This window comes from Kribbella sp. NBC_00482 (assembly GCF_036013725.1).
In the GTDB taxonomy this organism is placed as follows: Bacteria; Actinomycetota; Actinomycetes; order Propionibacteriales; family Kribbellaceae; genus Kribbella.
Window position 1 is genome coordinate 7106803 of record NZ_CP107881.1, and the last position, 26489, is coordinate 7133291.

Consider the following 26489-nt stretch of genomic DNA (forward strand, 5'->3'; position numbering starts at 1 on the left):
AGGTGGAGCCAGACCAGTGATTCACAGGTAGCCTGCCGGTGTGCCGGGGACCGTGCAGTCGATCGAACGGGCCGCGGCGGTGCTGCGACTGCTCGCCGCCGCGCCTGACGGGTTGGGGGTCGCCGATCTCGGCAACGCGCTCGGCCTGGCGAAGACGACCGTGCACGGCATCCTTCGGACGCTGCACCAGGTCGGGTTCGTCGAACAGGACCACAGTGGCGCGCACTACCACCTGAGCGACGCGTTCGGCCGGCTCGGCGAGAGCTACCTCGACCCGAACGAGCTGCGCAGCCGCGCGATCAACTGGGCCGACTCGCTCGCGTCGCGCAGCGGCGAGGTGGTCCGTGTCGGCCGCCTCGTCGAGGGCAAGGTCGAGGTCGTGCACCATGTCTTCCGGCCCGACGACAGCGACCAGGACCTGGACGTCGGTACGACGCTGCCTCCGCACGCGACCGCGCTCGGCAAGGCCGTCCTGGCGTACGACACCAGCGCCCGGCCGCGGAGCCTGGAGGCGTACACGACGCGGACGATCACCGATCCGGTCCAGCTGAGCGAGGAGCTCGCGACGGTCCGGGCCCGTGGGTGGGCGACCGAACTCGAGGAGCACACGGTCGAGCTGGGGAGCATCGCGGCCCCGATCCGGGGACTCGGCGGACTGGTCGTCGGCGCCGTCGGACTCGCCGGACGGATCGAACGCATCTGTGACAGCCGCCTGCGACACCGGCCGGACCTGGTCACCATGGTCCGCGCCACCGCAGAAGCCATCGCCCGCGACCTCCGGGAGGACACCTGATGGCTGAGCAGTATGTGGCGGCGGTGGATCAGGGGACGAACTCGACACGCTGCATCTTGTTCGACCGACGCGGGCGGTTGGTGTCAGTGGCGCAACGGGAGCACCACCAGTTGTACCCCCGGCCGGGCTGGGTCGAGCACGACGCCGGGGAGATCTGGAACAACGTCACCCGCGTGGTACCGGCCGCGATCAAGCAGATCGGCGCCATGCCGTCCCAGATCGTTGCCATCGGCATCGCGAACCAGCGCGAGACCAGCCTGCTCTGGGATCGCGTCACCGGCCGGCCGATCGGGCGCGCGGTGACCTGGCAGGACACCCGGACGGATCGGTTGGTCACCGAACTGGCCGGCAGCGAGGGACCGGACCGGTTCGCGGAGTTGTGCGGTCTCCCGCTGACGACGTACTTCTCGGCACCGCGGATCCGGTGGATGCTCGACCACACCCCCGGACTGCGGCAACGCGCCGAGCGCGGCGAGATCCTGTTCGGCACGATGGAGAGCTGGCTGATCTGGAACTTCACCGGCGGTGCGAGCGGCGGACTCCATGCCACCGACGTGACGAACGCGAGCCGGACGATGCTGATGAACATCGAGACGCTCGAATGGGACGACAGGCTGCTCGAGGCGTTCGACGTACCGCGGGCGATCCTGCCCGAGATCCGGCCGTCGTCCGGGGTCTTCGCGACCGCGACCGAAGTACTCCCCGGGGTCCGGATCGGTGCGGCGCTCGGCGACCAGCAGGCGGCGCTGTTCGGGCAGACGTGCTTCAGCGCGGGCGAGGCGAAGTGCACGTACGGCACGGGGTCGTTCCTGTTGCTGCACACCGGGCAGGAGATCGTCCGGTCCAAGCACGGGATGCTCACAACGGTCGCGTACCAGATCGGCGACCATCCGGCGTCGTACGCGCTCGAAGGATCGATGGCGGTCACCGGGTCACTCGTGCAGTGGTTCCGCGACGGGCTCGGGATGATCCACACCGCGGCCGAGATCGAGACGCTGGCGCGGACGGTCGAGGACAACGGCGGCGCGTACATCGTGCCCGCGTTCTCCGGACTGTTCGCGCCGCACTGGCGCAGCGAGGCGCGCGGCGTGATCGCCGGGCTGACCGGCTACATCACCAAGGGGCACCTGGCCCGCGCCGTCCTCGAGGCGACCGGGTTCCAGACGCTCGAGGTGGTCGACGCGATGAACGCCGACTCCGGGATCGCGCTGACCGCGTTGAAGGTGGACGGCGGGATGACGGCGAACAACCTGCTGATGCAGTTCCTCGCCGACCTGCTCGATGTCCCCGTGGTCCGTCCGATGGTGACCGAGACGGTCTCGCTCGGAGCGGCGTACGCCGCCGGCCTGGCGGTCGGGTACTGGCCCGACCTCGAGGGCCTGCGCAGCAACTGGCACCGCGCCGGCCAGTGGATGCCGCACATGGATCCGACCCGCCGCGCCACCGAGTATGCAAACTGGCAAGCCGCCGTCCAACGCACCTTCAACTGGATCCGCCCCGAGGACCAGGAGCCGTAAAGGTCACGACCCGAGGTGCTGACCCTGGTTCCGTGAGTGCGGGTGGTCCGAACGCGGGGCCGATCCATCTCCAGTGGCTGGTACGGCGGACCCGCTGCCAGGCTCCGCGACACCCTCGCGCGGGTCGATGAACCGTTCCTGGGGTGCGGTACGCGGCGACGGGGCTGCCTCGGCCTCGAGGCCCTTCAAGGCAGCGATCACCTGACCGCTTGCGGCTTGGGTCGGCTGTGACGCGGTGGTCAGGGTCCAGGCCTGTTCGTCAACCACAACGCTCAGCTTCTCCTTTGCCTCCAGGTACTTCTCCGGGTCCAGATCACGCAGTGCCGAGTTCTCCATCAGGCTGCCCGCGATCTGCCACGACTTCTGGGCCGGCGGCGCGACCTGGACCTGGTTCAGAAACATCGCGGAATCGGTCCCGCTCTGTGCGGCCAGGTCGTCGAGGAACCCCTTCACCGCGGTGTCGGTCCGGTCGAGCTCGAGGCTGTCCGGACGGTCTGCCAGCCGGTGGTAAACGCCCTCGGTCAGCTGACCGGCCGCGAGCTCACCCGCCCAGCGCTCCATGCTCTCCCGGTCCTTCGGCGATTTCTCCAGGAGCTGCTGAGCGGTCTGGTCGGTCAACACACCTTCGGCCCGCAGACCGTTGACGACCGCGCCGAAGTTCTGCTGCAGCCACACGTTGTTCACCCGGTGGGAGAACGCGGCCTCGCGAACGTCGCCCGGATCGACGAAGTGCCGGTCCTCGATCGGAAGCCGATGGTCCGGTGCGTCGGGTGCGTTCACCCGGAAGCGATCCGCTGACTTGGCGACCAGCTCGAACAGCGTGTCCCGCTGTTCGCCGATCGACGACCCGAACTCCGTGCCGGACTGCCGGGTGAGCTCACCCAGCACCTCCCACTGACGGTCGCCGACATGCAGACGGCCGTCCGGGTACGCCGGGTGGTTCGGCTCGAACCGGATGCCCATGGCATCTCCGCCGATGCCCCGCCCGGCACGCCACCACTCCTGCTTGTCAGGTACGCCGGACAGCCGCTGCACGTGGACAGAGACCCGCTCCACCGCCGACCTGACGCGTTCCTCGCGATCGGCCGGCTCCGTGTCGTCGATACCCCGAAAGCGGAGACCGTCGATGATCAACTGCTGGCGCCGGTCGTTCACCCCTGTGTACTCCGGAGCCTTCTGACCTCGCGAGAACCACCGGGGCACGCGCACTCTCCCATCTGCGGACAACCTGCACAACACGTTCGCACGCAGAGGCACCACAGCCGCAACCCTTTCGGCCACACCCGAAGAGCTCTAGTCGAGACGCGACTGTCAAACGCTTGATACATCGCCTGCGCGCCGATTGTGACGGACTTGGGGAGGGCTGTGGAATGCAGCCCTCCCCACCCCTCCGGGTCTAGGCCGGGGAGACGATGTCCGGTGCTTCCAGGCGGACCTTGTCGGCCGACTCGTCGTCGGGCTGGTCCTGCGAATCGCGTTCGGATTCGACCCGCCGGGTGTAGAACGAGACCTCGCGGTCGACCGTCGCCTCGTCCCAGCCGAGGATCGGCGCGACCAGTCGGGCGGCCGCCTCGGCGGCGCCGACGCCGCGGTCCCAGGCCTCGATCGAGATCCGGGTCCGCCGGGCCAGGATGTCGTCGAGGTGACGAGCGCCCTCGGCCTTGGCGCCATACACGATCTCGGCCTTCAGGTAGTCCTGCGTACCGGGCAGCTGCTCGCCCAGCGACGGGTCCTCGGCGACGAGCTCGAGCACCTCGTCGATCAGCGCGCCGTACCGGTTCAGCAGGTGCTCGATCCGGGCGACGTGCAGGCCGGAGCGTTGCGCGATCAGGTGCCGCTGGTTCCACAGCGCCTGGTAGCCGTCGGCGCCGACCAGCGGGATGTTCTTCGTGACACTGCGCGGAACCCGCCCGTCGAGCGCGTCCGCGGCCGCGTCGATCGCGTCCTTGGCCATCACCCGGTACGTCGTGTATTTGCCACCGGCAACCACTACGAGGCCCGGCGCCGCGTGCGCGACGACGTGTTCGCGGGACAGCTTCGACGTACTCTCCGACTCGCCGGCGAGCAGCGGCCGCAGACCGGCGTACACGCCCTCGACGTCCTCGCGGGTGAGCGGTGTGGTGAGGACGGCGTTGACGTGGTCGAGCAGGTACTCGATGTCCTTGCTGGTCGCGGCCGGGTGCGCCTTGTCCAGTTGCCAGTCGGTGTCGGTGGTGCCGATCAGCCAGTGCCGGCCCCACGGGATGATGAACAGCACGGACTTCTCGGTCCGCAGGATCATCCCGGTGCTGGACTGGATCCGGTCCTTCGGTACGACGAGGTGGATGCCCTTCGACGCGCGGACGTGGTACTGCCCGCGCTCCCCCACCATCGCCTGTGTGTCGTCGGTCCAGACGCCGGTCGCGTTCACGACCTGCTTGGCCCGCACCTCGAACTCGCGCCCGCTCTCCAGGTCCTTCGCCTGGACGCCGGTGACCCGCTCACCCTGCCGCAGGAAACCGGTCACCTTCACCCGGTTGGCGACGAAGGCGCCGTACGACGCCGCGGTCCGGGCGAGCTCCATCGTGTGCCGCGCGTCGTCGACCTGCGCGTCGTAGTACTGCAACGCGCCGATCAGCGCCGACTTCTTCAGCGACGGCACGAGCCGCATGGCGCCGCGCCGGGTCAGGTGCCGGTGGATGGGCAGTCCGGCACCGAGGCCGGAGCTGACCGCCATACCGTCGTACAGCGCGACGCCGGCGCCTGCGTAGAGCCGCTCCCACCAGCGGTGCTGGAGCGGGTACAGGAACGGCACCGGCTTCACCAGGTGCGGTGCCAGGCGCTGCAGGAGCAGACCGCGCTCCTGCAACGCCTCGTGCACCAGCCGGAAGTCGAGCATCTCCAGGTAGCGCAGGCCACCGTGGATCAGCTTGCTGGACCTGCTGGAGGTGCCGCTCGCGAAGTCGCGGGCCTCCAGCAGTCCGGTGGTCAGACCACGGGTCGCGGCGTCGAGCGCCGCGCCGGTGCCGACCACCCCGCCACCGATCACCAGGACGTCCAGTTCGCGCCCGTCGGCCAGCGCGTCGATCGCGTCGGCCCTTGCTTGCGGTGACAGAGCCACTACAGCCACTGTGTTCGTCCTTCCGAGCTAGATGTACTGCTGATCAGTCGACGTCGACCCAGTCAAGCGTGCGCTGGACTGCCTTCTGCCACCCGGCGTACCCCTGAGCGCGCTGCTCGTCGTTCCACTCCGGGTTCCACCGCTTGTCCTCGTTCCAGTTCTGCACCAGCTCGTCCTTGGTCTTCCAGAATCCGACGGCCAGACCGGCCGCGTACGCCGCGCCGAGCGCGGTGGTCTCCGCGACGACCGGCTTGCTCACCGGTACCCCGAGGATGTCGGCCTGCATCTGCATGCAGAGCTCGTTCGCCGTGACACCGCCGTCGACCTTCAGTACGTCGAGCCGCACGCCCGAGTCCTTCTCCATCGCGTCCGCGACGTCCTTGCTCTGGTAGCAGATCGCTTCCAGTGTCGCGCGCGCCAGGTGCGCGTTGGTGTTGAACCTGGACAGACCCACGATCGCGCCGCGGGCGTCGGACCGCCAGTACGGCGCGAACAGGCCGGAGAACGCGGGCACGAAGTACACGCCGCCGTTGTCCTCGACCTGACGGGCGAGCGTCTCGGTCTCACTCGCACCGGAGATGATGCCGAGCTGGTCCCGCAGCCACTGCACCGCGGACCCGGTGACGGCGATCGAGCCTTCCAGCGCGTACACCGGGTCCTCGTCGCCGAACTTGTAGCACATCGTGCTGAGCAGGCCGGCCTTCGAACGGACCAGCTCGGTGCCGGTGTTCAGCAGCATGAAGTTGCCGGTGCCGTAGGTGTTCTTCGCTTCACCAGGGTTGAAGCACACCTGACCGACAGTCGCCGCCTGCTGGTCACCCAGGTCGCCGGTCAGCGGTACGACGCCGGCCAGCGGACCGTTGGCGAGCGTCTCGCCGTACATGTTCGGATCCGACGACGGCCGGATCTCCGGCAGCATCTGCCGCGGGATGTTGAAGAAGCTGATCAGCTCGTCGTCCCAGTCGAGGGTCTCGAGGTTCATCAGCATCGTGCGGCTGGCGTTGGTCACGTCGGTGATGTGCACGCCGCCGTTCACGCCACCGGTCAGGTTCCACAGCAGCCAGGTGTCGGTGTTGCCGAACACGGCGTCACCGGCCTCGGCCGCCGCCCGGACGCCGTCGACGTTGTCCAGGATCCACTGCACCTTGCCGGCCGAGAAGTACGTCGCCGGCGGCAGGCCGGCCTTCTGCCGGATGACGTCGCCCTTGCCCTCGCGCTCCAGCGCGGACGCGATCCGGTCGGTCCGGGTGTCCTGCCAGACGATCGCGTTGTAGTAGGGCCGGCCGGTCTTGCGGTTCCAGACCACGGCCGTCTCGCGCTGGTTGGTGATGCCGAGCGCCGCCAGGTCGCTCGACTGCAGACCCTTCGAGCCCAGCGCGGTCTGGATCACCGAGCTCGTGCGCTCCCAGATCTCGACCGGGTTGTGCTCGACCCAGCCGGCCTGCGGCAGGATCTGCTCGTGCTCCAGCTGGTGCTTGCCCACCTCGTTGCCGGAGTGGTCGAAGATCATGAAACGGGTGCTCGTGGTGCCCTGGTCGACGGCACCGACGAAGTCAGCCATGGAAAGTCCTCTCCTCACGCTGCATGCTCATGCTGTGGTGTTCTCCTCCGGGATGCGGCCCGGCTCCTCGTCCTCGTCGGCGATCGGAAGGTTCCGGCCGACCAGCAGGTCGTACAGGAACGCACCCACCAGCGCGCCGAGGATCGGTGCCACGATCGGCACCCAGAAATACAAGTCCCCGAACTGATCCTTGAGTGCTCCTCCGTACCCGGTGATCAGCGAGGCCACCCGGGGACCGAAGTCACGGGCCGGGTTGATCGCGTAGCCGGCGTTGGTGCCCCACGCCATCCCGATCCCGACCACCAGCAGGCCGACGATCAACGGCGCCAGGTTCGCCGCCGGGGACGTGTTGCGCAGGTCGGTGATCGCCAGGATCACGAACATCAGGATCGCCGTACCGATGATCTGGTCCCGGAAGCCGCCCCACATGCCCACGCCGAGATCCATGCTGCCGTTGCCCGGCAAGGTGGAGAAGATGCCCTGGCTCTTGATCGTGTGCCCGGGATCGAACTTGCCGATCGCCTCGGTGTAGTTCCAGCGAACCACGAGCGCCGCCAGGAACGCCCCGAGGAACTGCGCCACCGAGTACGGCAGCACCTTCTTCCAGCTGAACCCGCGGAACGCCGCCAACGCGATCGTCACCGCCGGATTCAGATGCGCGCCGGTCATCCGGCCCGCCGTGTAGATGCCCAGGGTCACACCCAGACCCCACGCCCATGCGATCGAGTCGTGGTCCCCGATCCCGCCCGCCACCACCTGCGCCACCACGCCGACGCCGAACAGGATCAGGATGAACGTGCCCGCCAGTTCCGCCGAACACTCCCCCAGAAGGGTCTTCGCTTTGACCGCTTCGGTCGTAGCCATACCGAACCTCCCTTCCCCGCCGTGACGACCACGGCTGGCTGGAATGTAGGAGCGATCGTGAAGCGGCACAACGCCCATCGTTCGACATTGTCGAACGCGGCCCGCCGGACTTCCGGCTGCGACACCCAGTGAACTCACCGCAGCGAGTAGCTACCTCCCGGCCCGGCGACGGTGGCCTGCAATCCAGGCTCCCCCGTCACCGCCTTGAGACCGACATCCAGAGCCTCGAGTACGGCGTTGACCTCGCCCGCCCGTGGATGCGTCGCCCCGAAGTCGACCAGCTCCACCGACGGCAATCCCGACTCGGCCGGATGCCGGCTCGTCCCCCAGTCGATCAGGAACGGCACGATCCCGTCGTACGGCGCCGGGTCCGCCGACGTCAGCCGCCAACTCAGCAACTCCCCCGCCGGCGTCCTCCGACTCATCGGCTCGATCGCCCCAAGCTCCGGAACCGCCACCACCGCAGCCTCGATATCCGCCACCCGAACCGCCCAAGCCACCAGCCGCGACCCCCGGAGCCCCTCGATCCCAAACGGCATCACCCCTTGGACCGGTCGCTCCACATCAGGCCCAATGATCTCCAGGTACGACGAAGCCCCGAACCCAACCAGGTAGTTCCGAGTCCCCCGCCCCACATGCCGCCCACCCTCAACAGGCTCAACCCCAGTAGCCGCAGCAAACGCCGCCACACTCCCCTGAAGATCCTCAGTAGCCAGAACCAAATGATCAAGCATGCCCCCGACCCTACGACTCACTCGGTAGGTTTGTGCTTCGGTTTCGCCTCGTTCCAAGGAGCACCGCTGTGGCCCGCTCGCCTTTCACGTTCACCGGCGCGCTGGAGCTCGTGGACCCCGGCCGCTCAGCCGGTGACGTCCTCGGCAAGATCTTCGGCGGTGCCCTGGTTGCAGGCGCCGGTGCCGCCTTCGTCGCCGGCGGCCCGGTGGTCGGCATCACCGCAGCGGGCTGGCTGGCCCTGATCGATCCCAAGAACGAAGCTGTCAGCGTGCTGGACGCGATCGTGACGAACGTGTCCAAGCGACTGCGCGGCACGAAGGACAAGAATCAGCGCGACCTTGTCGTGGCCGCGCACACGATCACGGCCGTCTCGTCGTTCTTCGACGCGCTGCCCCAGATCATCGGCCCGAAGTACCGCGAGCTCGGCCTCACCGATCAGGAGCGGCGCCAACTGCTCGCGGTACCTGGAACCGACGCCGACGACCTGTTCGATGCCGTCGTACCGCTGTCGTCACCGGAGCTCGGGTTCGAGGAGAACCTCGACCGGAATCTCAAGCCGTACTACCAGCGGCTGGGGCGACGGTGCCTCGATTTCTTCACCGGACTCGAGGCCTGGAGCCGGCTCGAGCCGGTGCCGTCTGCCGCGTTGCTGGACGCGATCGTCGAACGGGCCGCGTCGCTCTACAGGAGCCGGCTGCTAGAGCTCAGCACGTCCGCGCCGTTCAGTCTGTGGGTGACGCTGAACGAATTCTCCGGCACCCGCGAGCTGATCCGCGCGCAGGCAGACGTACAGGCAGCGGCGCTCGGCGACCTGCGGACGATGCTCGCGATGGTGATGCCGGGCCGTCCCGCGCCGCGGAACAGCTACCGCGAGAAGCTGGCGCTGGCGGCACGTGAGGTCCTGGACGAGCCGCTCCTGCGCTCCCGTACGCAGTCCGTCGCGTCGCCTCCGGTGCGGGACGGGTTCGTCGAGCCGTCCTTCCACTACGCGGTCGCAGACGATCAATCGCGACCCTCTGACGAGGACTGGTGGTCGCGGCAGCCCGAGCACTCGTCACTGGTCGAGTACCTCGCCAGCTACCTGGCGAGTCCCGAGGGCGCTCGACGGCCGTTGCTTCTGCTCGGCCACCCTGGTGCCGGTAAGTCGTTGCTCACGGAGGTGCTGGCCGCACAGCTGCCGGAGGACGCGTTCGCAGTCGTCCGCGTACCGCTCCGATCGGTCAATCCCGACGATGACCTGACGCTTCAGATCAACAAGGAGCTGCAGCGCACGCTCCAGCGGCCGAACGCCGACCTCGACGAGCTGCGTCAGGAGTGTGGCGCATGCGAGTTCTGTGATGACGCGAGTGTCTGCCCGCACCGCTGTCATCTCGTCGTACTGCTCGACGGCTTCGACGAACTCGTCCAGGCCACCGGCGTCACCCAGTCGGCGTACCTGTCGAAGGTCGAGGACTTCCAGAAACGAGCCAGAACCCTGGGTACGCCGACCTCGGTCATCGTCACGTCCCGGACCGTCGTCGCCGACCGCGCCGAGATCGCGACGGACACCCCGATGATCAAGCTGCGAGAGTTCGACCGAGCGCGGATCGAGCAGTGGCTCACCGCCTGGAACGCGGCGCACACCGGGATCGACACGTTCGTTCCGCTCGAGATCGAGGAGATGACGGTCTCCGACGAGATCACCGATCTGACCAGACAGCCGTTGCTGCTGCTCATGCTCGCCGTCTACCTGGCCGAACTCGGTACCAATCAGCTGGGCGCCGACCTGACCCGGTGCGAGCTGTACCAGCGGATCATGGACCGCTTCATCAGCCGCCAGATCACCGAGAAGACCGCACCGGACGCTTCGGAGTCCGAACAGAAACTGCTGCAGCGTCAGCAACGTCGGCAGCTCCAGTACGCCGCGATCGGCATGTTCAACCGCGGCCGCCAACACATCACCGACCTCGAGCTGAACGCGGATCTCGCCGCCCTCGAGCCACCCGCCGACGCTTCGGCGGGAATCCAGCCCTTGACCGCGGCCGACCGCGTCCTCGGCGAATTCATGTTCGTCCACAACCCCCGTGCCGACCGCGAACAACGCAGCGCCTACGAGTTCCTCCACGCCACCTTCGGCGAATTCCTGGTCGCAGAACTCGTCGTAGAGCTCCTCGTCCAGCTGATGCGGCACCGCGAGCTGGAGACCGCCCTCCCACACCCCGGCGGCCTGGACGACGAACTCCTCCGCCGCCTCCTCAGCCACCAACCGTTGAGCACCAGCCAGCAGATCCTGCTGTTCGCGCTGGAGCTGAACATTCACCTCACCGAGGAGGATTGGGAGGCATTCCAGGAAACCATCAGCCACCTGCTCCAGCGCGAACTCACCCGCCCCGATACCGGCGACCCGCTCTACAGGCCCCTCCCCTATGACCCGGTCCGGCGCCGAGCCTGCTACACCGCCAACTTGACGCTGCTGCGCGCCGTGCGCGCCCAGCCGGTGCCGATCCGCTCCGTGGTCGGCACTGACACCGCAGAACGGTGGACCCGAATGGTTCGCCTCTGGCGCGCCGGGCTCGACCTGCCGTCGTGGAGGACGGTGATGGGAATGCTGACCATTGAACCCGCCAAGGCGCCGATCGACCTCGAGGAAGCACGACTCACGCTCCCCGGGGCCACTCTCGATCCGTTTCTGAACGAGGCTGGGCTGCTGGGAGATCTCGAGCACAGGACCAGACTCATGATTGGGGCCGTCGCTACGCCTCTGGAAGACGATGTCTGGCGTCCCGCCGACGTGGCCGCCATGGAGGACATCGCGGCCGTCGCCTTCATCGGCACGGTCGTACCGCAGTTCGATCGCCTGTTGCCCTACGACCACAGTTGGTTCGAGCGCATCCTGAGAACGCTCTCCGGGAGCAGCGAAATCAATCCCAATGTCAAGCAATCGATCCTGTGCCTGCTCACGCGGACCGCTCCGCACCTGTCGTTCGACTACGTCCGGCGGCTGCTCGCCGTCGTCCTGCCGCCGCCGTCGGCCGGCTATGAGGTCGAACTCGCGGCGGTCGTCGGCAGCCACCCCGGGTTGCTGACCGCGATGCCCGAGCTGCGCGACTACCTGTACGCCGCAGACCCGGCCCGGTCGACGACGGTCGTCGCGGTGCTCTGGCGCGCCGAAGCACACGCCACCGGAAGCGACCGGAGCGAACTGGAGGTACTGCGGCTCGAGATCGACCGCTATGTCGCGCAGTCGATGCCGATCACCTGCGACCACTACTTCGCCCCCGAATTCGTCACGTATCTGCGGGTCAGCGGCCCGGACCACTGGGCCGTCCAGCCAGACGTTCCGCAGATGTTCTGCGACCTGCCGGGCGACTATCTGGAGAGGATCGCTCCGGAGGATGCGCTGTACGTTGCGGAGACCTGGCCTGACAGGAGCGTCGACTTCGTTCGGAAGTACCTGCGCAGCCGCAGGGTTGTCAGGGTGCCAGGCACGAAACTGTTCGCTGCACTGCGGGATCTCGCAGGTAGCTGAGTAGGCGCTGAGAGGGGCTGAGTCGGCCGTGCCAACCATTCGCTGTGGTCGGGCGTCTGGGGTTTGGGTCTGCTCAGGTTTCGGAGGGTCGGATGGGTGTGTCGCTGCTTGGGGGATGGTTTCCGGTGGTGCTGGAGGTGCTGGCTGCGGGGGTGTTGGTTGCGGCGGTCGGGTGGCGGGATCGGCGGTGGCGGCGGCGGGTGCCTTGGTTGGCTGGTGGGGCTGCGTTGGTGACGCTGGTTGCGGCTTATCCGGGGGCCAAGGTGGTCGGGCTGACGGATCCGTTGCCGTTCGTCGTTTGGTTGTGGTTCGGGGTGGCGGTCGGAGCGTTGATCGTGCTCGGGGTCGGGTGGCGAAGTGCTCGGTGGTGGCGGCGGGGGGCGGCTGTGGTGGCCGCGGGGTTGGCGGCGTTGGTGGGTGCCAACGGGATCAACCAGTTCGTCGGGTACTACCCGACGATCGACTCCGCGATGAACGACTGGACGAACGCTCCGCTGCCGGGTCAGGTATCGATGTCGGGGCTCGCGCACGATGCCCGCTCGACGAAGATGCCGACGGCCGGGCGGCTCGTGGCGGTGAACATTCCCGCGACGTACAGCCATTTCGACCACCGGCAGGAGCTGGTGTACCTGCCGCCGATCTGGTTCGTCCACAGCGCGCACCGGCAGGCGCTGCCGGTCGTCGAGTTGGTCGGTGGCGAGCGCGGCGGGCCGGGTGACTGGGTGCGGCTCGGCAACGCCGTACAGGTGTCCGACGCGTATGCACACCGGCACCACGGGTACGCGCCGATCCTGGTGTTCGTCGACGCCACGCATCGCTTCGACAACGACACCGAGTGCGTGAACGGGCCGCGAGGCAACTCGGCGGACCATCTCGACGAGGACATCCCGCGGTACGTCGAGAAGACGTTCGGTGCCTCCAGCAACCCGCGGCAGTGGGCCGTCGCCGGGTTCTCGATGGGCGGCACGTGCGCCCTCGACCTCGTCGTGGAGCACCCGGACGTGTTCGATCATTTCGTCGACATCTCCGGGGACCTCGCGCCGTACACGACGACACCGGCTGCCAGTCTGCACGATCTGTACGGCGGCAATGTGGCGCTCGAGAAGGCCAACGAGCCGCTGCTCGTAATGCGTGCCCACGGCAAGTACCGGGGCGTCAACGGCTTGTTCCTGACGAGCACCGCGGAGCTTCGCCATCAGCACGAGGCGGAGGAGCTGTCCAAGGCCGGGGCCAAAGTCGGCATCTGGTCGCGGGTCGAGATCTCGCCCGGCACCCACGTGTGGCAGTTCGCGGCGCCCGCGTTCGCGTCGGCCTATCCTTGGCTCGCGAACCAGCTCGTCCTCCCACAGCACGAAGGGAGCCACACCAAACCGGCGTGATCCACACACTCCCACGGCTCGCCGCCGGCCTGCTCGTGCTCGGGTTCGTCAGCGCGATCGCCGGCGCCGACACGGTCAGCGAGGTCCTCCCACCGACGCCCGGTCAGGTCCGGGTGGTGGCCCTTGGCGACTCGGTCACGTCCGGTTCCAACTGCGACTGCGCCGCGTTCCCCCAGCTGTACGGCGACCTCCTCCACAACCGCTCCGCCGTACCGGTCACGGTCGACAACCAAGGCGTCGCCGGCCTCGACTCGACCGGTCTGCTGCAGCAGCTCGATCAGCGCAACTCCCCCGTCGAGCACGCCACGACAGCCGCGAACGTCGTACTGCTCACGATCGGCGCCAACGACTTCGGCGACCACCACGACGACGTCACCAGCGGACAGTGCACCGGCGACTGCGTGTCCGACGAGTACGAGCAGCTGACCGCAAACCTCGGCCGGATCCTGAGCCGGGTGCACGCGCTCCGCGGCGACCTGCCGACGACGATCCTGATGACCGGCTACTGGAACGTCTTCAAGGACGGCGACGTGGCCAAGCAGCAGTACACCCCGAGCGGCCGGGTCGCCAGCGACCAGCTGACGGTCCGCACGAACAACGCGATCGCCGCCGCGGCGCGGGCCGACGATGCGACGTACGTGGACATCTACACGCCCTTCGAGGACAGTGCAGACATCACCGCGCTGCTCGCCTCCGACGGTGACCACCCGAACGCGGCCGGTCACGCGCTCATCGCCCGGTTGCTCCTTGCTGCAACGCCCAACCCTTTGCCTACGTCCCCACGTCAGGGAGGGTAGACAGACCAAGGGGGACGGATGGCCGAGGCGAACGGGTTCGCCGAGTTCGCGACCAGCAGGCATGGCGCGCTCTTCCGGTACGCGTACCTGCTGACGAGCGACCGCGGCCTCGCCGAGGACCTCGTCCAGGAGGCGCTGGTCAAGACGTACGTCGGCTGGCACCGTCTCCGTGATCCGAGCAACGCCGAGGCGTACACCCGCCGCGCGATCACCACCACCGCGATCGGCTGGTGGCGCCGGAAGGCCTGGCGGGCGGAGCGGCCGTACGACGACGTACCCGATCAGCCCGTCAGCGCCGACGACGCGACCGCCCGCGTCTGGCTGTGGCGCGAAGTGCAGAAGCTCCCGCCGCGGCAACGGGCCGCGCTGGTGCTGCGCTACTACGAAGACCTCACCGAGCCACAAACCGCCGAGATCCTCGGCTGCAGCGTCGGGACCGTGAAGAGCCAGGTCTCCGACGCACTCAAGAAACTCCGGGCCCGCCTGGGCTCCGACGTCGTGCTGAAGGCAGGAATCGAATGAACGACCTCCTCAGGGACACACTGGCCGAGCGCGCCGCCGGTACCGAGCCGCCGCCGCTCGACCTCGACGGCATCATTGCGGCCGGCAACCACCGCGCCGCCCGGCGGCGCACGCTCGGCATCCTCGGAGGTGCCGTCGCGACCGCGGCCGTGGCCGTCGGCGGAGCAAGTGTGCTGAGGCCTCGCAACGAACAACCTCAGCCGGCCCGTCCCGGTCCGTTCACCCAACGCCGCGCGACCTTTGCGCTCGGCAACGAGATCCGCTACGGCTCCGAGGTCATCTCGGTGGCGCCGCACACCGTGACCGCGTTCGTCCAGACCGACGCGGGCTTCGTGTTCCTGAACGCCGAGAACGCCATCCACGTGGCCGACCGGTCCGGCGTACGGAGCCTCGGCAAGAGCGCCTGGCAACTGACCGCCGACCACCGCGGCAATCTGGTCGCCTGGGTCGAGACCCACAACGACCAGGGCGAGTCGGTCGTGTACGACGTCGCCGCGGGCCGCGAACTCGTGCGGACCCCGATCGGCAACAAGATCCCGAAGTACGCCAGCCTCGCCTACGGCCCGGAGATCGTCGCCATCGACGGCAACACGGCGTACTTCGGCACGCTGGACGGCCTGTACCGCTGGGACATCCGCACCAACCAGCGCGAATTCATCGCCAAGGTGTCACCGGTCGCGGTCCGCACCGTGACCTCGGGTCAACTGGTGTACCAGCAGCCGCTCGATCAGGCGGGCACAGGCCACTCGCTGAAGGTCGGTCCCACCCTCACCACGGGAAACCGGACCACATACAGCGGTCAGCAGGCGTTCCTGTCGCCCAACGCGACGTACCTCGTGACACAACCGGACGATGCCATGATGGGCATTCAGCCCAGCTGGTCCGGCCTCCAGCTGTTCGGCGTGACAGCGGACCGAGGAGGCCCGTTGCCACGCCCGTACTGGGACTTCTTCTTCGGTCAGTGGCTCGACGACACCAACTTCACCGCAGCCGGCGTGCGATCAGGCACCAACTCGGACGTGGTGGACCTGGTCACGTGCAACGCCTCCACCAGCGCGTGCACCGTTGTCGCGAAGGAGTTCTCCAAGCTCACCTTCAGCAAGGAGCCGCCGCGGGTCACGCCGTTCGCGCTTCCGACCGGACGCCCGATCATCGATCAGGGCGAATGATCAGCTCGCCGGCTCCGCCTTGGCGGCCGGCGCCTCCACGTTCTCCGGGAAGTGGCAGGCAGTCTGGTGACCCGGGGCGAGCTCGACCAGCGGCGGCTCCGTGGTCTTACAGATCTCCTGCGCCTTCCAGCAGCGTGTGTGGAAGCGGCACGCGGGCGGCGGGTTGATCGGGCTGGGGACGTCGCCCTGCAGCCGGATCCGCTCCTGCTTGCCCTTCCGCTTCGTGTCCGGCACCGGTACGGCGGACAGCAGCGCGACCGTGTACGGGTGCATCGGCTTCTCGTACAGGCTGACGCGGTCCGCCAGCTCGACGATCTTGCCGAGGTACATGACCGCGACCCGGTCCGACACATGCCGTACGACGGACAGGTCGTGCGCGATCATCACGTACGTCAGGTCGAACTCTTCCTGCAGGTCCTCCAGCAGGTTCACGACCTGGGCCTGGATCGACACGTCCAGCGCGGACACCGGCTCGTCGGCGACGATCAGCTTCGGCCGGAGCGCCAGCGTGCGCGCGATCCCGATGCGCTGCCGCTGACCGCCGGAGAACTCGTGCGGGTACCGGTTGTAGTGCTCCGGGCTCAGACCGACGAGCTCGAGAAGCTCCTGCACGGCCCGCTTGGTGCCGTGCTCGGTCTTCACGTTCTGCAGCCGGAACGGCGCGCCGACGATCTTGCCGACCGTGTGCCGCGGGTTCAGCGAACCGTACGGGTCCTGGAAGATCATCTGTACGTCGCGACGCAGCGGACGCATCCGCCCCTCGCTGAGGTGGCTGATGTCCCGCCCCTCGAACACGATCTTGCCCGACGTCGGCTCCAGCAGCCGGGTCAGCAAGCGGCCGGTGGTGGTCTTGCCGCAGCCCGACTCCCCCACCAGCGACAGCGTCTCGCCGCGGGTCACGTTGAAGGTCAGGCCGTCGACCGCCTGGACGGCGCCGACCTGACGCTGCAGCAGCCCCTTGCGGATCGGGAAGTGCTTGACGAGGCCGTCGACCGACAGGATCTCCTCGCCGATCGCGGGGACAACGGGCGTCGGTTCGGCGTCAGTAGTAGTCACAGTCGTCCCGTTCACAGCTTCGGCTTGATGTCGGTCTCCCACGCCTTCTGGCGCTCCTGCGGGGAGAGATGGCACGCGACCAGATGGCCGTTACCGGTGTCGAGCAGCTCCGGCCGCTCGGTCTCGCTGGCGCCGCCGTTCAGGTGCGCGTAGTTGCAACGCGGGTTGAACGCGCAGCCCTCCGGCACGTTGATCAGGCTCGGCGGCGTGCCCTTGATCGGGATCAGCCGCTCGGTGCGCTCCCGGTCGATCCGCGGCATCGACCCGAGCAGACCCCAGGTGTACGGGTGCTGCGGCCGGTCGAAGATGTCCTCCGCGGTGCTGTACTCGGCCGCGCGGCCGGCGTACATCACCTGGATGTCGTCGGCCAGCTCGGCGACCACGCCGAGGTCGTGGGTGATGATGATGACGGCGGAGTTGAACTCGCGCTGCAGGTCCCGGATCAGGTCCAGGATCTGCGCCTGCACGGTGACGTCGAGGGCCGTCGTCGGTTCGTCGGCGATCAGCAGGTCGGGGTCGCAGGACAGCGCCATCGCGATCATCGCGCGCTGCCGCATACCGCCGGAGAACTGGTGCGGGTACGCGTCCACGCGGCGGTCGGGCTGCGGGATGCCGACCCGGTCGAGCATCTCGATCGCGTGCTTCTTCGCGACCGCCTTGCTGACCTGGTTGTGCACCCGGTACGCCTCGACGATCTGCGTGCCGACTGTGTAGAACGGGTGCATCGCGGACAGCGGGTCCTGGAAGATCATCGCCATCCGCTTGCCGCGCAGCAACCGCACCTCTTCCCGCGACGCCGTCACCAGATCCTGGCCGTCGAGGAAGATCTGCCCGCTGATTTTCGCGACGCCCGGCGGGTGCAGGCCCATGATCGACAGGCTGGTGACGCTCTTGCCGGAGCCGGACTCGCCGACGATGCCGAGGGTCTTGCCGCGCTCCAGCTGGAACGAGATGCCGTCGACGGACTTCACCACACCGTCGTCGGTCGGGAAGTGCACCTTCAGGTCGCGGACGTCGAGGAACGCTTCGCCGCGCTCCACCCGCTGCGGGGAGTCTTGGACTTCTTCGATGGGCTCGGTCACGAGATTCGCACCCTCGGGTCGACGACGGCGTACAGAAGGTCAACGACCAGGTTCGCCAGCACGATGAAGAACGCGGCGACCAGGGTCACGCCGAGTACCTTCGGCAGGTCGTTGGCCCGGAGCGCGATGACGGCGTACTGACCGATGCCCGGCAGCGAGAACGTGGTCTCGGTGAGGATCGCGCCGCCCATCAGCAGACCGAGGTCGAGACCGAAGATCGTCAGGATCGGCGTCAGCGCCGACCGGAGGCCGTGCCGCAGCACCACGGTCCGCTCGGTGAGGCCCTTGGCGCGGGCTGTCCGCACGAAGTCCTCGTTCATCGTCTCGAGCATGCCGGCCCGGGTGAGTCGCGCGTACGCCGCGGCGTACAGGAACGCGAGCGTCACCCACGGGAGGAGCAGGTCGTAGGCCCACCACAACGGGTTCGTCTCGTCGAGTGGGTTGATGCCGCCCTGCTGGGTCCAGCCGAGGCCGTAACTGAAGATCGACAGCGACAGCAGGCCGGTGAAGAAGATCGGTAGCGACACACCTGCGAGCGCCACCGACATGAGTGATCGGTCCAGCACCGACCCGCGTCTGAGTGCCGAGACGATGCCGGTGCCGACGCCGGTGATGAGCCAGATGAAGGCCGCACCGCCGGCGAGCGACGCGGTCACGGGTATTCGCGAGACCAGGTCCGGCCACACCGGCTGCTGGGTCAGGAACGAGTACCCGAAGCACGGCGCCGGGCAGTGCTCGGTCCCGGTGCCGTAGTTGTACTCCTGGCCGACCACGAGGCCTTTCACGAATCGGCCGTACTGCACGTAGAGAGGGTCGGTGAAGCCGAGCCGGACCGCCGTGTTGTGGATCTGCTCCTGCCCCGCGCTCTTGCCGACGTAGCGGCCGGCCAGGTCGTCGGCGGTCGCACCACCGAGTCTCGGGACCAGGAAGAAGATCGAGAACGTGACGGCCGTGACGATGAAGAGCAGGAGTACTGCTCCGATCACCCGGCGGACAAGATATGCGAACACCGTGCTCGGCGTGGTGGCCGGCGATCATCGCTGATCACCGGCCACCCTCAGCCTTCACCTACCTCTACTGGTGATTGTTGTTCAGGGCAACTGACTGCCGACTGCTACTTCTGCGCGAGACCGATACTCGCGTAGTCGTACATGTTCTGACCGTCGTTGCTGAACACGTTCGCGAGCGTGTCCGGGCGGTACAGCAGGCCCTTGGCCCAGATACCCGGCAGCACGCCGGCCTGCTCCATGACCTTCTTGTCCACGTCCACCCAGATCTGGTTACGCGCGGTCTCGTCGGTCGTCGCCAGCGCCTTGTCGATCAGCGCGTCGACCTCCGGGATCCGGATGCCCAGGTTGGTGTTACCGCCGGCGGCCCGGATGACCCGGCTGTCGACGATCTGGCTCAGGAAGCCGAAGCCGTCCGGCCAGTCAGCACCCCAGCTGTAGACGATCATGCCCAGGCCGTTGGCCTTCGCGTAGTCCGGCTTACCGGCGTACAGCTTGGTGTAGTCACCGGTCGGGAAGCCCTTCGGCGTCAGCTTGATGCCGACCTTGGCCAGCGACTGCTGCAGCGACTCGGCGACAGCCTTCTCCTTCGGCCGGTCCGCACGGTAGGCGATGTTGGTGCTGAAGCCGTTCGGCATCCCGCACTTCGCCAGTGCTTCCTTGGCCTTCGTCGGGTTGCCGTTCTTGTCCTGCTCGAAGCCGTAGTCGTCGAACTTCTGCGCACCCGCGACCGACGGCGGCATCAGGTTCGTCGCGATGTCGCCACCGACCGGACCGCCGTACGCGCGCTGGTAGCCCTCGTGGTCGGCGGCGTACAGCACGGCCTTGCGGCAGTCGACGTTGTCGAACGGCTTGACCTCACTGTTGAACACCGTGAAGTTCAGGCGCGTGGACAGCACGTTGTCGGTGTGCGCCTTCAGCTTCGGGTCCGCGAGGACCTTCGCCTGGGTCTCGGCCAGCACGCCGGTACCGACGATGTCGAGGTCGAGGTCGCCGGCCTGCAGCCGGTTGTCGATGTCGGCGCCGTTCACGTTGTAGGCGACGGTGATCTTGTCCGGCAACGCCTTACGGCCCGAGTCCGGGTCGGTCGCCGGGTCGTACTGGTCGTTGCGGACCAGCGTGAAGCCCTTGTTCGCGTCGTTGCTCTCGAACTTGTACGGGCCGCTCGAGATCGGGTGCAGCTGGTACTTCGAGCCGGTGTCCTTGGCCTGCGGGACGCCCGCGGTGGACGGCAGCTGCGCGAAGTAGTCGAAGCCGGCGAACGTCTTGTTCAGGTGGAAGACGATCGTGTAGTCGTCCGGCGTCGTCATCGCCTTGGCCAGCTGCTTCAGCTGCGGGTCCTTGGCGACGCTGTAGTCCTTCGGGACGTCGACCAGGAAGTCGTTGAAGTACGTCGGGCCGTTCGGCAGCGTGGTCTTGTCCAGCGACCGCGCGACGCCGTACATGACGTCCTTGGCCTTGACCTCGGTGCCGTCCTCGAACTTGACGCCCTTACGGATCTTGTAGGTCCAGGTCTTGGCGTCGTCGGTCGGCACACCAGGAGCCTCGGCGAGGTCCGGAACGACCTTGCCGCCTTCCTTGCCCGGTGCCGACTTGAAGACCATCAGCGGCCGGACGTAGTTGCGCGCCAGGTTCCAGGACAGGCCGTAGTAGGTGTCACCGGGGTCGGTGGAGTCCCACTTCTCGGTGGCCGCCATCCGGAGCGTGCCGCCCTTTTTGTCGCTCGGGTTGAAGATCTTCCCGTTGGCCGCGTCGAACTCGGGCGTCGCCGCGCTGCTGCCGCCACCCGACCCTCCGGAGGAAGCCTTCGGTCCCCCGCAGGCCACCAGGCTCAAGGCGACGGCCGCACTGACGGCTGTTACCGTCGTGATGCGATTCCATCTCATCTCTTGTTGCACCCCTTTAATCGTTGAGAGCCAGGCTCCCTGGTTGATGCGAAACGCCTACCGGGATCGCGGGTCGAGCGCGTCGCGCAATCCGTCACCGAACAGGTTGAACGCCAGCACGGTGACGAAGATCGCCAAACCGGGCGGAATCATGTACATCGGGTCGACCTGGTACCAGTTCGCCGCGCCGGAGAGCATGTCGCCCCAGCTCGCGGTCGGCGGGCGGACACCGACACCCAGGTAGGAAAGACCGGCCTCGAACAGGACGTTGGTCGGAATCAGCAACGTCGCGTAGACCAGGATCGGCGCGATCAGGTTCGGCAGCAGTTCGGTGAACAGGATGTACGGGCGTCGCGCGCCGAGACTCCGCGCCGCGTCGACGAACTCCCGCTCCCGCAGCGACAGCGTCTGGCCGCGGATGATCCGGCCGATGTACGGCCAGCTGAAGAACCCGATGATGAAGACGATCAGCGCGACCCGCAGCGCGTCGCCCTGCAGCCCGAACATCTTGTCCGGGATCGCGCCGACCAGCGCCAGCGCGAAGAGCACCAGCGGGAACGCGAGGAAGATGTCCATCAAGCGGCTGATCAGCGTGTCCACCCAGCCGCCGAAGTAGCCGGCGACGATACCCATCACGACGCCGATCACCACCGACAGCAGGGTCGCCAGGAACGCGATCAGCAGCGAGATGCGGGCGCCGTACACGATCCGGGCGAAGATGTCGCGGCCGTTGACCGGCTCGACGCCGAACGGGTGGTCCCAGCTGACGCCGCCGAGCTTGCCGATCGGGGTCTGCAGGGACGGGTCCACCAGATCCTGGTGGAAGTCGTTCGGGGTGACACCGACCAGTTTGCAGACCACCGGCGCGAAGATCCCGACCAGGATCAGCAGCACCACGAAGGCGCCGCCGGCGAGCGCGACCTTGTCACGCTTCAGCCGCATCCAGGAGATCTGCCACAGTGACCGGCCCTCGATCTTGCCCGCGCCTTTGAGGATCGCCTCGGGTTGCGCTGAGGTTGATCCCGGCTCGACCTCGAGTGGCGTGCTCACGCGATGAGTTCCCCTGCCTGGTTCGGATGAACCGGAACGAAATCCGGAATGGCTGCCGCCTTAACCTGCCGCCATTACAGCCCGGAGTCAAACGCGGAAAGTGCTGCGTTGCCCGATCGTGATCGTCAGGAAATCGTCCCGTATCGTGGACTTTCCGCAGTAAACCACGGCGTCGCACCCACGGTCGCCAGCACCTTGCGAACCGTTACTGCCATGGCATCTTTGTGTCACCGGCCGAAGGCCGCAATGTCACCGTCGAAGGCCGGAAAGGTAAAGGAACGACAACGGATCGAGCGCCGTCTTGAGGTTCTCCAAATCCTTGCCCGCGACCACCGCGACCCGACCCTGCCAGCTGGGAATCACCGGAACCTCCCGGGCGATCACTCCCTGTAGCTGCCCGATCAGTTCGTCGCGCTTCAGACCGTTCTGCTCGGTCCGTTCCTGCTGCAGCAACTTGCTGGCAGCCGCCGATCGGTAGCCGTTCACGAACGGGGTCAGGTAGTCGTCCGCATCCGGGTACGACGGGGTCCAGCCGGTCTGGTACAGGTCGTACGTCCCGGTCTTCGTCAGCTCCTGGTACTGCGGCCACTCCGCGCCTCGCAGCGTCACCCGGAACAGCCCGGACGCCTCCAGTTGCCGCTTCAGCTCCAGCACCTCGGCCTTCGCGCCGACGCCGTAGTGCGAGGGCGTCCACCCGACCGTCAGCGGCACGGGTGCGGCGATGTTGGCCTCCTTGAGGATCGCCGCGGCCGCTACCTTGCTCGGCTGCTTGTACTCCGTCTTGAACGCGTCGGACTGTCCGCCGTAGCCGGGCGGCAGGACCGAGTACAGGGGCGACACGTGGTCGCCGTACGCCTTCTTCGCGATCGCCGCGCGGTCGATCAGCTGCGCCACGGCCCGCCGGACGGCCGGCTTGCGGGCCAGCAGCGACTTCATCTGGAAGGTGAACAGGCGGATCTCCGCGGAGCCGGTCTCGACGACCTGGACCTGGTCGGACTTGCGCAGCTTGTCCAGCAGGCTCGGGCCGAAGCCGTGGAAGGCGAGGTCGGCCTTGCCGGTCGTGACGGCCTCGTAGAGCGCGTTCGAGTCCTTCATCAGGCTGATCGTGACGCCGTCGTTCTGCGCTGCGCGCGGACCGCGGTACCCGGCGAACTTCGTCAGCGTGACCTCGGTGCCGGGCTTGTACGCCGCCAACTGGTACGGCCCGCTGCCGATGGCCTTCGTGTCGAGCAGGCTGTTCGCCGGGTATGACTCCTCGTCGACGATCGAGGAGGCGGTCGTGGTCAGCAGGTACGGCAGGCGCGCATCCGGACTGGTCAGGTTGAACACCGCGGTCAGCTCGTCCGGCGTACTCACCGACTTCACCGAGGAGAACAGTGCGGCCGCTCCCCCGGGCGTCTTCAGCCGGACCAGCCGGTCGAAGCTGAACTTCACGTCCGACGACGTCAGTTCGTGCCCGTTCGGGAAGGTCAGGTTCTCCTTCAGGCTGCACGTGTACGTCGTCGGCGAGTCGAACTGGCAGTCCGCGGCGTCCGGCACCGGGGTCGGCTTGTCCGGAAGGATCGTCAGCAGCGTCTGGTAGAGGTTCGCCTGGACGGTCCGCGAGCCCACGTCGTACGGCCCGGCCGGGTCCAGCGACGAGATCGCGTCCGTGGTCGCGAGCCGCAGCAGCATCAGCTTCGGCGTCTGCTCCCCCGGGTGCGGGGCGTTGTCGTCCGGCTCACCGCAGGCCGCCAAGGACACGCCCAGCGCACCCACCGCCACGGCCGCCGACACCCGGCGCACCCACTCACTCACCGTCTCACCTTTCCCCAGCCCACAACCCCACTACCAGACAACGCCCCCGAGGGCACCAAGTGACGGTACTTCCTCAACGGAGCAGCGACCGCAGTGACTCCGGGGTGAGCGGCTCGAGCGACTTCACCACGAGCCGTCGCGGCGCCTCCGGGATCGTCACCCACTGCGGTACGGCGACGACGTACATGCCGGCCGCCGTCCCGGCCTGGGTGCCGGTCATCGAGTCCTCGATCACGACGCAGTTCGCCGGGTCGACGCCGAGCCTGGCCGCACCGGTCAGGTACGGCTCCGGGTTCGGCTTGCCCAGCGTCACCTCGTCACCGGCCACGATCACCGCGAACGGATCCGGCGGCAGGTGCACGAGCACCGCGTCGATCATCACCCGGTACGACGCCGACACCAGCGCGCACGGGATGTCTTCCTTGCGCAGCGCCTGCAGCAGCTCGAGCGCACCCGGCTGGAAGGTCACCTCCTTGCGGAGCGCCTCCACCACCTCCGAGAACATCCGGTCGGCCAGCTCCTCGGCGGTGATCACGCCCTCCGGGATCCGCGCCATCCAGACCTGTACAGCGTCCCGCAGGTCGCTTCCGATCAAGGTCAGGCAGTCCTCGAGCGTCCAGGTCGCACCCAGCTCGGCCAGCAGCTCCAGCTGCACCTCCGCCCAGACCTTCTCGGAGTCGACCAGCGTCCCGTCCATGTCCCACAGCACCGCTTGCAGGGCCGGCAACTACAGCTCCTCTTCTGTTGTCGGTGGTCGTCTCCACCGCTCACGTCCTGTCCATTCTCCCTGGTCCGGCACGACACGTTCCGCCTGGGGTGAAACCAGGCACACGCGCACAGCGGAACACGTAGTCTGGGCAGTCCGGTTTCCGGTGACCCCACCGGATTGGCTACAGAGCCGACTACAGAGACGACAGGGAGCCTGCGAGTGGTAGACCTCGCGAACCTGAGGGACCCGGTCGTGATCGCCGCGTTCGAGGGCTGGAACGACGCGGCCGAGGCGGCCACCGGAGCGGTCGACCACCTGATCGACGAGTGGGAAGCCGAGCTCGTCACGGCGATCGACCCCGAGGACTACTACGACTACCAGGTGAACCGTCCCCGCGTCGGCCTCGACGAGGAGGGCGTACGGCACCTGACCTGGCCGACCACCCGGATCTACCTGGCCCGTCCGGACGACACCGGCCGCGACGTGCTGCTGATCCGCGGCGTCGAGCCGAACATGCGCTGGCGGGCGTTCTCCCGGGAGCTGCTGGAGATCGTCGACGAGTCGAACGCGCAGCTCGTCGTCGTCCTCGGCGCCCTGCTCGCGGACTCCCCGCACACCCGTCCGATCCCGGTGTCGGCGACCTCGTCCGACGAGCAACTGACCGCGGCCTGGAGCCTGGAGCCGTCGACGTACGAAGGCCCCACCGGCATCACCGGTGTCTTCGCGGACCTGTGCACCACCCTCGGCGTGCCGGCGGTGTCCATCTGGTCCGCGATCCCGCACTACATCGCGGGTACGCCGTGCCCGAAGGCGTCGCTGGCGTTGCTCAGCAAGATCGAGGCGCTCCTCGACCTCGCCATGCCCGAAGGCGACCTCCCGGAGCTCGCGCGGGCCTGGCAGCGCGGCGCCGACGAGCTCACCGAGGAAGACCCCGAGGTCGCGGAGTACGTGCAGTCGCTGGAGGAGCAGCGCGACACCGCCGACCTCCCGGAGGCCACCGGCGAGGCGATCGCCGCCGAGTTCGAGCGCTACCTCAAACGCCGCAACAAGAACCACGGCGACTAGGTCCTCGACCCGTAACCGTCGCAAGGTGTGGACCGTTGTTACCAGTGGGTTTATATTCGTCCGGACTACTGGGGGGTGACGGCGTGCCGTCACCGGGACCACGGGGAGCAATCGGATGCGCGACGAGCGAGGCGGCACGTCGGTGCCTGCGCTGGCCGTGCTCGTGCTGCTCGGTGTGGTCGCCGCGGTCGGGATCCTCGGCAACAAGAAGCACGAGACCGTCGACCTCACGACACTGACCGCCTCGACGACGTCGACGATCATCACCACCGCGCCGCTCGACGCCGAGCCGTTCGCCGGCACCACCGGGCTCGTCGTGCACCCGCGCGCCGAGGCCGCGCTCTACAGCTCCCCGGACGCGGACGCGTTCGGCAAGATCGGCCCGACCCAGTTCGGGCCGACCTGGCTGCCGGTGGTGGAGCAGACCGACGGCTGGGTCCGGGTCCTGCTCCCCTCCAAACCCAACCGGTCCACCGGCTGGCTCCAGGACGAAGGGCTCGACCGGGCCACCTCGTCGTACCTGATCCGCGTGCACACCAGCTCGCGGACGCTCGAGCTCTTCGAGAACAACAAGAGCCTCGGCACCTGGAAGGCCGGGGTCGGCGCGACGAAGACGCCGACGCCGCCCGGGCGGACGTTCCTGCTCGGCTCGATCATCGACCGCAAGCGGTCGGCGTCGCCGATCGTGCTGCCGTTGGGTGCGCACAGTCCCACCTTGGACACGTTCGGTGGCGGACCTGGTACGGTCGCGATCCACGGCTGGCCGAATCCGCGCGTGTTCGGCGCCGCGATCAGCGCGGGCTGCGTCCGGGTGCCGAAGACCGCTCTCGCCCACCTGCAGAAGGTTCCGCTCGGGACGCTCGTCCTGATCGACAGCAAATAAGGAGATTCC

Annotated in this window: 21 protein-coding genes; 9 read left to right on the forward strand and 12 right to left on the reverse strand. The window is 67.8% G+C overall.

Going from position 1 to position 26489, the window contains the following annotated elements; all coding sequences use genetic code 11:
• Positions 1-40: 40 nt before the first annotated feature.
• Together OHB24_RS34470 and glpK (OHB24_RS34475) are read left to right on the forward strand one after the other, a co-directional pair.
• Positions 41-793, forward strand: a complete 753-nt coding sequence (locus OHB24_RS34470; protein ID WP_327635075.1) for an IclR family transcriptional regulator — start codon at positions 41-43, stop codon at positions 791-793.
• Positions 793-2310 carry a glycerol kinase GlpK gene (gene glpK, locus OHB24_RS34475; protein ID WP_327635076.1) on the forward strand — a complete coding sequence of 506 codons (1518 nt, stop codon included), beginning with the start codon at positions 793-795 and terminating at the stop codon, positions 2308-2310. The genes OHB24_RS34470 and glpK (OHB24_RS34475) overlap by 1 nt, the downstream gene beginning before the upstream one ends.
• 3 nt (positions 2311-2313) lie before the next feature.
• Here glpK (OHB24_RS34475) and OHB24_RS34480 read toward each other — a convergent pair whose 3' ends face one another.
• The 5 genes from OHB24_RS34480 to OHB24_RS34500 form a co-directional block, all read right to left on the reverse strand.
• Positions 2314-3465 (reverse strand): hypothetical protein, encoded by a 1152-nt coding sequence (locus OHB24_RS34480; protein ID WP_327635077.1) that lies wholly within the window; start codon positions 3463-3465, stop codon positions 2314-2316.
• A 241-nt stretch (positions 3466-3706) separates the two neighbouring features.
• Positions 3707-5419 (reverse strand): glycerol-3-phosphate dehydrogenase/oxidase, encoded by a 1713-nt coding sequence (locus OHB24_RS34485; RefSeq protein ID WP_327635078.1) that lies wholly within the window; start codon positions 5417-5419, stop codon positions 3707-3709.
• Between the two features lie 34 nt (positions 5420-5453).
• Complete coding sequence (glpK, locus tag OHB24_RS34490; RefSeq protein WP_327635079.1) at positions 5454-6971, reverse strand: glycerol kinase GlpK; 1518 nt, start codon at positions 6969-6971, stop codon at positions 5454-5456.
• Positions 6972-6998: 27 nt separating this feature from the next.
• Complete coding sequence (locus OHB24_RS34495) at positions 6999-7835, reverse strand: MIP/aquaporin family protein (RefSeq protein WP_327635081.1); 837 nt, start codon at positions 7833-7835, stop codon at positions 6999-7001.
• A gap of 134 nt (positions 7836-7969) precedes the next feature.
• On the reverse strand, positions 7970-8569 hold the full coding sequence (locus OHB24_RS34500; RefSeq protein ID WP_327635082.1) for a VOC family protein: 600 nt from the start codon (positions 8567-8569) through the stop codon (positions 7970-7972).
• Positions 8570-8637: 68 nt separating this feature from the next.
• Between OHB24_RS34500 and OHB24_RS34505 the strand changes: the two genes are divergently transcribed.
• The 5 genes from OHB24_RS34505 (at position 8638) to OHB24_RS34525 (ending at position 15945) form a co-directional block, all read left to right on the forward strand.
• Entirely contained in the window at positions 8638-12078 is a 3441-nt protein-coding gene (locus OHB24_RS34505; protein ID WP_327635083.1) for an NACHT domain-containing protein, read from the forward strand.
• Between the two features lie 92 nt (positions 12079-12170).
• Positions 12171-13457, forward strand: a complete 1287-nt coding sequence (locus tag OHB24_RS34510; RefSeq protein WP_327635084.1) for an alpha/beta hydrolase — start codon at positions 12171-12173, stop codon at positions 13455-13457.
• A complete protein-coding gene (locus OHB24_RS34515; RefSeq protein ID WP_327635085.1) occupies positions 13454-14254 on the forward strand; it encodes an SGNH/GDSL hydrolase family protein in 801 nt (266 codons plus the stop codon). The genes OHB24_RS34510 and OHB24_RS34515 overlap by 4 nt, the downstream gene beginning before the upstream one ends.
• 18 nt (positions 14255-14272) lie before the next feature.
• Positions 14273-14776 carry a SigE family RNA polymerase sigma factor gene (locus OHB24_RS34520; RefSeq protein WP_327635086.1) on the forward strand — a complete coding sequence of 168 codons (504 nt, stop codon included), beginning with the start codon at positions 14273-14275 and terminating at the stop codon, positions 14774-14776.
• Complete coding sequence (locus OHB24_RS34525; protein ID WP_327635087.1) at positions 14773-15945, forward strand: hypothetical protein; 1173 nt, start codon at positions 14773-14775, stop codon at positions 15943-15945. Before OHB24_RS34520 ends, OHB24_RS34525 begins: the two co-directional genes overlap by 4 nt.
• On the opposite strand, the gene OHB24_RS34530 is transcribed toward OHB24_RS34525, so the two are convergent.
• The 7 genes from OHB24_RS34530 to OHB24_RS34560 form a co-directional block, all read right to left on the reverse strand.
• The gene (locus OHB24_RS34530; RefSeq protein ID WP_327635088.1) at positions 15946-17001 is read right to left on the reverse strand and encodes an ABC transporter ATP-binding protein; all 1056 of its coding nucleotides are present in this window, start codon (positions 16999-17001) and stop codon (positions 15946-15948) included.
• Between the two features lie 11 nt (positions 17002-17012).
• On the reverse strand, positions 17013-18083 hold the full coding sequence (locus tag OHB24_RS34535) for an ABC transporter ATP-binding protein (protein ID WP_327635089.1): 1071 nt from the start codon (positions 18081-18083) through the stop codon (positions 17013-17015).
• Positions 18080-19093 carry an ABC transporter permease gene (locus OHB24_RS34540; RefSeq protein ID WP_327635090.1) on the reverse strand — a complete coding sequence of 338 codons (1014 nt, stop codon included), beginning with the start codon at positions 19091-19093 and terminating at the stop codon, positions 18080-18082. The genes OHB24_RS34535 and OHB24_RS34540 overlap by 4 nt, the downstream gene beginning before the upstream one ends.
• A gap of 104 nt (positions 19094-19197) precedes the next feature.
• On the reverse strand, positions 19198-20976 hold the full coding sequence (locus OHB24_RS34545) for an ABC transporter substrate-binding protein (protein WP_327635091.1): 1779 nt from the start codon (positions 20974-20976) through the stop codon (positions 19198-19200).
• 57 nt (positions 20977-21033) lie between these two features.
• The gene (locus tag OHB24_RS34550) at positions 21034-22026 is read right to left on the reverse strand and encodes an ABC transporter permease (RefSeq protein ID WP_327635092.1); all 993 of its coding nucleotides are present in this window, start codon (positions 22024-22026) and stop codon (positions 21034-21036) included.
• 249 nt (positions 22027-22275) lie between these two features.
• Complete coding sequence (locus OHB24_RS34555) at positions 22276-23823, reverse strand: ABC transporter substrate-binding protein (protein WP_327635093.1); 1548 nt, start codon at positions 23821-23823, stop codon at positions 22276-22278.
• A gap of 73 nt (positions 23824-23896) precedes the next feature.
• The gene (locus OHB24_RS34560; protein WP_327635094.1) at positions 23897-24550 is read right to left on the reverse strand and encodes an HAD family hydrolase; all 654 of its coding nucleotides are present in this window, start codon (positions 24548-24550) and stop codon (positions 23897-23899) included.
• A 201-nt stretch (positions 24551-24751) separates the two neighbouring features.
• Here OHB24_RS34560 and OHB24_RS34565 point away from each other — a divergent pair, with 201 nt between their 5' ends.
• Complete coding sequence (locus OHB24_RS34565; RefSeq protein WP_327635095.1) at positions 24752-25597, forward strand: PAC2 family protein; 846 nt, start codon at positions 24752-24754, stop codon at positions 25595-25597.
• Positions 25598-25712: 115 nt separating this feature from the next.
• Positions 25713-26480 carry a L,D-transpeptidase gene (locus OHB24_RS34570; protein WP_327635096.1) on the forward strand — a complete coding sequence of 256 codons (768 nt, stop codon included), beginning with the start codon at positions 25713-25715 and terminating at the stop codon, positions 26478-26480.
• Positions 26481-26489 lie beyond the last annotated feature (9 nt).